General features: G+C 46.9%; 6 protein-coding genes and 1 pseudogene. 2 read left to right on the forward strand and 5 right to left on the reverse strand.

Going from position 1 to position 6,670, the window contains the following annotated elements; translation table 11 throughout:
• A pseudogene (locus BM181_RS14745) lies at positions 1-606 on the forward strand (serine hydrolase); the annotation flags it as partial.
• A gap of 287 nt (positions 607-893) precedes the next feature.
• Here BM181_RS14745 and BM181_RS14750 read toward each other — a convergent pair.
• From BM181_RS14750 to BM181_RS14765, 5 genes are all read right to left on the reverse strand, one after another.
• On the reverse strand, positions 894-2,420 hold the full coding sequence (locus BM181_RS14750; protein WP_256211401.1) for an FAD-dependent oxidoreductase: 1,527 nt from the start codon (positions 2,418-2,420) through the stop codon (positions 894-896).
• Between the two features lie 161 nt (positions 2,421-2,581).
• Positions 2,582-3,223 carry an N-acetylmuramoyl-L-alanine amidase gene (locus tag BM181_RS14755; protein WP_075445860.1) on the reverse strand — a complete coding sequence of 214 codons (642 nt, stop codon included), beginning with the start codon at positions 3,221-3,223 and terminating at the stop codon, positions 2,582-2,584.
• Positions 3,224-3,550: 327 nt separating this feature from the next.
• A complete protein-coding gene (locus BM181_RS15665; RefSeq protein ID WP_256211402.1) occupies positions 3,551-3,754 on the reverse strand; it encodes a hypothetical protein in 204 nt (67 codons plus the stop codon).
• Complete coding sequence (locus BM181_RS14760) at positions 3,751-4,314, reverse strand: cysteine peptidase family C39 domain-containing protein (protein ID WP_256211403.1); 564 nt, start codon at positions 4,312-4,314, stop codon at positions 3,751-3,753. Before BM181_RS14760 ends, BM181_RS15665 begins: the two co-directional genes overlap by 4 nt.
• Positions 4,315-4,442: 128 nt before the next feature.
• The gene (locus BM181_RS14765) at positions 4,443-5,567 is read right to left on the reverse strand and encodes a copper amine oxidase (protein ID WP_143092234.1); all 1,125 of its coding nucleotides are present in this window, start codon (positions 5,565-5,567) and stop codon (positions 4,443-4,445) included.
• Between the two features lie 441 nt (positions 5,568-6,008).
• Between BM181_RS14765 and BM181_RS14770 the strand changes: the two genes are divergently transcribed.
• A partial coding sequence (locus BM181_RS14770; RefSeq protein ID WP_143092235.1) for a serine hydrolase domain-containing protein occupies positions 6,009-6,670 on the forward strand: 662 nt, incomplete at its 3' end.

The raw sequence follows: 6,670 nt of genomic DNA on the forward strand, positions 1-6,670 counted from the left end.
CCCTGGCGCGCTACGCAGGATGGCTATCCCCAGGGACAGCCGAAAAAAGATACGGTTGCCCTGCAGAATCCTTATGCCGAAAATTTCCAGGACACCTACAGTCTGAAGGATTATGTTCCCGGCACCAATGCTACGGTATTTTCCCCGGCAGGCGGCCTGCGGATTTCCTGTGAGGAACTTTCCCATGCGCTTTCCATGCTGCTTAATGATGGCACCTACAAGGGCAAACAGATTCTCTCTCCGGCTTCGGTTAAGACCATGCTTGGCCGCGAATGGATTTATGACGACAAGACCAAGAACGGCAACAACTATGGCGGCACGATTCTCTCCTATGGTTTGGGCATTTACCAGATGGACGGCAAGAGCACAGCCCGCTTCTGCAAAGATACGGAGATTGACCTGGTAGGACACACCGGTGAAGCTTTCGGTCTGCTCTCCATGCTGGCCATCCGTCCGAACACCAAAGATGGCTTTGTCTACATCATGAACGGCGAAGCCATTGAAGAGGACGAAGATGCACGCAGCGCTGGTAAATTCAGCAACAACTACATCTGGGAAGAAACCATTGGCGATGCTATTTGCCGCAATGTGTTTGTTCGCAAATAAAACTTAATATCTGCTTTTGTGAACCCCAACCAAAAGGTTCACAAGGACATAGAAAAGCCGCTGAACCGGGCATATAGCCCGTTAATTCAGCGGCTTGTTTGCTTATTTGGCTTGTGCTGCCATTTCCTTCATCAGCCAGTCATGAATAGCATTGTTATCTGCCTTCCCGTCGGCGGTCTTTTCGTCGAGATAGGTTGCCTTAAAATAGCCGGGCAGTTCTTCGCTAATAAGCTGTATTACCCAGGCACCTCTATTCTCGCCAATGCCGTAAATGGCATCTTTTACATTTATTGGCTTACATAACTGCGTTTTTCTGCAGGTATATCTTCCCATTTAACTTCATTTACAGGAATGTTCCGCGATAGTCCCCAAGCTGCCGCAATACCGGCTGCCTCTCCCATACTCATACAGGTGGGCTGTATACGGAAGGAAGCCTGCGCAGCGAAACTGCCGCTGGCACAGCGTCCTGCAACCAGCAGATTGGACAGCTCATTGGTCACCAGCGCACGATAGGGGATTTCGTAATACTGGCCCTTTTTCAGCTTTTCAAAAAAATCCAGCTTCACATCATGAATATCAATGGGGTATGCCGTCCGGCAGACTGCATCGGGGAAATGACGTGCCTGCAGATAATCATTGGCTTCCATATAGTATTTCCCACGAATCCGCCAAGACTCACGCACACCTACCATGCTGGCTTCACGGCTGATATAGGCTTTTTCGAAGCCGGGAATATTGCCCTTGAAGTAAACGGCCAAACGGCGCATCATCTTCCGCCCAAAGGATACCGCCTTGCTGCGTGAAACAGCATCGGTGGCCGAAAACATCAACGGCGGCATTTCCGGGCAGTTCATGGACATGGTATGTGGCTTGCCCTGTACGGAAAAAGCCTGGATATACAGAACATCATCTTCCGTGAGCTCGCCTTTCTTAACGCCTTCCCGAAAGACCTTCTCGGTTTTCTTCCATTTGGCAAATTCCCAAAACGGATCGCGGCCTTTTTTCACATCTTCCTTAAATTTTTTAGACCAGTTTTCTTCTAACCAGGTGTCCTTCAATTTATCATGAAAGAAATGATAAACTTTCGTTACATCTATGCCTCCCATTTCAAACCGCAGGCTCATAGGCTGGTTTCGCCCGTTTGTTTCCGAACCTTTTTCCGTGGGGACTCCGGCAAATCGCGACAACAGGGCATCGCCTGTGGCATCAATAAACGTCTTGGCTTGGATTTTCCCCAGTCCCTCTACGGTCTGCACCACACAGGCCGTGATGGTTCCATCTTCTACAGTCGCGCCCACAAGAGCAGCATCATATAAAACCGTTACTCCCGTTTTCTCGCACCATTCATCATAGACTTCTGTCAGCAATTCCGGTACATAAGCCCCCATCCCCTCACCATAATGTGTGTCCGTTTCGGGGAGATTGGGTACAGGCGAAAAGCCAGTCTTCATCTCTATGCGTTTGTTAAGTTCTTTTATATAAGGCGTATCGCTGTCAAATGCATAAGTAGGCATACAAGGAAAAACGCACCCTTGGGTGGCCAGGCCGCCAAGAGAAATCCCCCGCTCGACCAGTACAACTTTTACGCCTGCGCGTGCGGCACTGATAGCCGCCGCCGTCCCTGCCGCACCACCGCCAACCACACAGACATCAGCGGTCAGCAGCGTGGGCAGACCTTCGCCATTCACTCCTGCCGGGGCTGCTGCGGCTTTGCCGCTCGGCATGGCTGTTTCCGCGAGCATCCCTACGGTTCCCATCCCCACCAGTTTCATAAATGCCCGGCGAGAAATCGGAATTGAAAATGATTTTTCCATGTTCATTCCCTCCACACTACATTCCCCAATCCGTCGAAACATTAAATCAGTTTCCTAATTATTTCGACAATTATCAGGGCAATTCCTTTTGTGAACGGAAAAATTATTCATGAATTCAGCAACAACTACATCTGGGAAGAAAGCCTTGGCGATGCTTCATCCTAGTTATCGTAAAATTTAAGCCCTTCATCTTGCAAGCGACTTTTCAAAGCAGTCATGAAAATACGGCCCGGATCTATTTTTTCTGAGCGATAGTTAGGTATATTTTCAATGTATAATCCGCTACTTCGGGCTGCATCCTGCTGATAATGACCAAAGACATAGGAAATTGTCGTGTATTTTTTATGTAAATATTTGATTAGCTCAACATTTGCTTCAAGTTGCGCGTCCGTTAAATCTTCTACGCCATTAACTCCACCTACATTTTCTATGCCAATTGCACACCAGTTGTAGCCTATAATGTGTCTATTAAGCGCTGTTTCAGGTGTGAGTCTGAATATTTTCCCATCCCGTGACACAAGAAAATGGGAAGCAACATTTAGCGTCCCATCAGCACGTGCCTCTTTGTAAAAATAGTTATAAGCAGATTCCCAAGTACCCGATGCTGTCCAATGCACAACAATAGCTTGCGGAATGATATCTATTCGATCCAGATTGTAGTGTGTTATGGCATACTCACGGATAAGCTGCTCTCTAACATCAGACCATAGTATTGGCTTATCAATGATCTGTAATTCACCAGCAAAAGTTTCTGTCATAAGGCAAAGTGAAACCAATAGAAGAAATAATGTCTTTCTTATCATAAACTTTTCTCTCCTCTGTTCCGTGTTTCTCTATGTATTCAACCAATATACCCATATTATCACTATAAAAAGTGTGTCATTATAGTATTTCGATAAATATACGACATTTCCTTTGCGCCCCCCAAACCTCATACTGGCAAAGGAAAACCGCTGAACTAACCATACATTTCGTTAATTCAGCGGCTTATTTCTATTTCAGATACATTTTTTCCAATTTCCCCAGAGTGCCGTCCATCTTCAGTTCTGCCAGTACAAAATTGATGTAATTCAGCCATTCCTGATCGCCTTTTTACATTTATTTGCTTACGAAAATTCGCTAGTCTAGCATTATTTCGGATAAGCAATAATCCATGGCTGATAGCGTTCTTTTTCAGGAAGCATTGAATGGTCAAACCACATGGAGAAAAATTTTATGGCATTTCCTACCGTATAGCCATCCTGATAATGGTCACTGGTATCATAAGGATCAGCAAAGATGAGCATATCATCCAAAGGTGATTCTGTCCCCATGTTGTCATAGCCGATAATCACACGCCAATGCCCCCCCACTCCACATTTTCTACCAAAACCGGACGACCATGTGATAGTGGTTCCATCAAAAAAATCCTAAAATCTTCAAAGCGGCTGATTTTATCTGTGTTCAAACCGCTTTTTACATTCCAGCCAATATTCTGGAAAAAGTTCACCATATTTTTCAAACTTGTGCCAATAGGATAGCCCTGTGTTTTCATCGCTTTTGCCAAGGACATTTCGTCATAATCCTTATTGCCATACCAGTAAAGCACGGTAAGGGCCGCTGCCGGTCCACAGGTATATTCTCTGGCTTGTTGATAGGTCGGATAATGCGGCAGTACAATACGCCGGCCAATAATGGTTTTCATTTCATAGATATCCAAGTGCTTGAAGTAAGGAGACTCGGCATGATTTATCTCTGTTGGTGCCGAAGATGCGCCTTCCGTCTTGGTATTCAATCCCGCAGGGTAGGGAATTACACGCACCTCATCCGTATTGGCAGCAAACGCTGTTCCCATACTCAGCGCACCAGCCAGCAGGCAGGCGGCGATAGCTTTGGGCCAAAGTTTCTTGAACATCTTTCATTCTCCTTTTTTCGTCAGTTTGTTATGGGAATTCATTCCATCTTGGGATAAGCAGAAATCTAGCTTGCTCCCATCCTCCTTAATTCTGCAAGCGGGCGCCATTATCCTTTATAGCCCCTTGCTCATTCACCGGCCGGCATGAGTATCAGGCAGGCAGGAAGATTCGAAGCCCCCGGTGGAGAGAACTCGAAGTAGTTGGGTACAGAGTTGTCATAGCAGCCTAAATCAGCCAGCTCCATGTTGTTGCCAAAAAGGGCTGTCCCCTCTTCACGAGCTTTGGATACACTCTCCGGCTCCAGGGCAGTCTGATCCCCAAAATAGCCGGGGCCTTCTGGCGTCTCAATTAGTTTCGTATGTGGACTGCGCCCCCGGCGCACAGTCATAATGCCAGCATAGACGCCACCTAAAGGTGACAAGTAGTACTGTACCTTGGGAGCCCCTTTTTTGACAGGTATAGCAATCTTATAGAGCACACCATAATTGCCATAATTCATCGTCTGGCTCCCATCGGTGGCATCCACCCCTGTCTTGTATTTGTCTAATTTATTATCCGCCAGCATGATGTAGACAATGCCATCCCGTTCCGGGTCATATTCCCGCTCAGAGGTAATCACCCTGTCCATGCCCTTATAAGTACCACGAAGGGCCACGGAGTCCCTAGGCAGCACTTTGGCCTTTTCAATGAACTCCACAGGGTCCGCCTTGGCAGGATACATGATGACGGAGGTCTTCACAGGATGATCCACTTTGAAATCGTAGACTCCATACACCAGTTCTCCAGGCTGCAGGACAATTTCATCCATGCCGGACTGCAGCAGGCGCTTCCTATTCTTCAACAACAAAACGAGATCTAGCTCTTTTTCACCAAAATACTGGCGCTGTGTATTCTTGCCCACCCAAAGATAGTATTCGCTGGGCTTGGCTGTACCGCCACGGGTCACTTGTACTATGTTGTACTTCTCCTCGGAGTTGGCATTTTCCAGCACCACTGCCACTTTCTGGGGCACCTTGGTGTTGTTCAGATGATAGTAAAGCACCCTCACCTCGCCATTCACGGTGTCCTGATAAAGGATCCCCGGTCTGTCCACATACTCCGGGCTATCGGAAAACAGCAGGGTGCCGCCTGTGTCCTTGGAAGTCACTTCCCACCGGTGCATAGTATCCGATTTGGGGGCAGTTTCCGCCACCATAGGCATGCAAGCCAGCGCGCAAAACACACCAGCTGCCAGTTTCATCTTCAATGTCATTCTAATCCCCAACCTTCCTAACTCCAAACTTATTGCTTGTTCCAACCTAATTTTGCCCAGGAATCTCACCCCCAGCATGGTAAGGTCATCAGATTGCTCTGCACCTTCTGTATGAACATCTATATCCTTTTCGCTCTTCTGCAAGAATTTCCTCCACGGAGGATTGAATAAATCCGTAACCACGGTGATTATTCGCTAGGGATATTCAACGCATTATTTCACAGTTACATTATTATTCATAATAAATATGTTTATCCAGCTTTCCTTCCAATCGTGCCAAAAGAGATGATGAGGATAATTATTGGGAATTTTTCACGCTAAAGACCTCATTAGCTGTCCGCACATTCTGTATTGACTTTTCAGAAAAAACAATCTATTATAAAAGAAATATGACCAGGTACAAGACCATTTGCATGAAATTCGTAAAAGGAGTTGAACGGTATGAAGAAACGAATCCCCGCAATTGTTCTGGCGATATTCTGCCTGCTCATGAACACCTGCCTGGCTATGAGTAAGGAAAGCAAGGCCGATTTGGACAACGAGCTTGCCCAAATGGTCGGGGATACCGGAACGAAGGTTCCAGGGCTAGGGGTCATCGCCTTTAAGGATGGCAAAGAAGTTTACAGCAACTTTCAAGGTTCAGCTATTATCGACAGCCAAAATCCCCAAAAGAATCGGTCCTTTACCCGCAAAAGCCGTTTTCGCGCAGCTTCCGTCTCCAAGATGTTTACCGTGTTCACGATTATGCAGTTGGCTGAACAGGGAAAACTTAACCTGGACGACGATGTGAGCAAATATTTGGGATTCACGCTCAGGAATCCCCATTATCCGGATACGCCCATTACCGTGAGAATGTTGGCCTCTCACCAATCCTCCCTGCGTGATGGCAAGATTTACAGCATTCCGCCGCAGCTGGGGCTGCAGGAATTCTTCCGCAAAGATGGCAAGTTCTACGAAGATGGTGCGCACTTTGCCCCTGCTGGCCAGGAACCGGGCAAATTCTTTGCCTACAGTAATCTGAATTATGGCCTTTTAGGAACCATCATCGAAAAAGTTACAGGCGAACGCTTTGACCAGTATCAAAAGAGCCATATCTTAAAACA

It is taken from the genome of Pseudoselenomonas ruminantium, assembly GCF_900113715.1.
Taxonomy (GTDB): domain Bacteria; phylum Bacillota; class Negativicutes; order Selenomonadales; family Selenomonadaceae; genus Selenomonas_A; species Selenomonas_A caprae.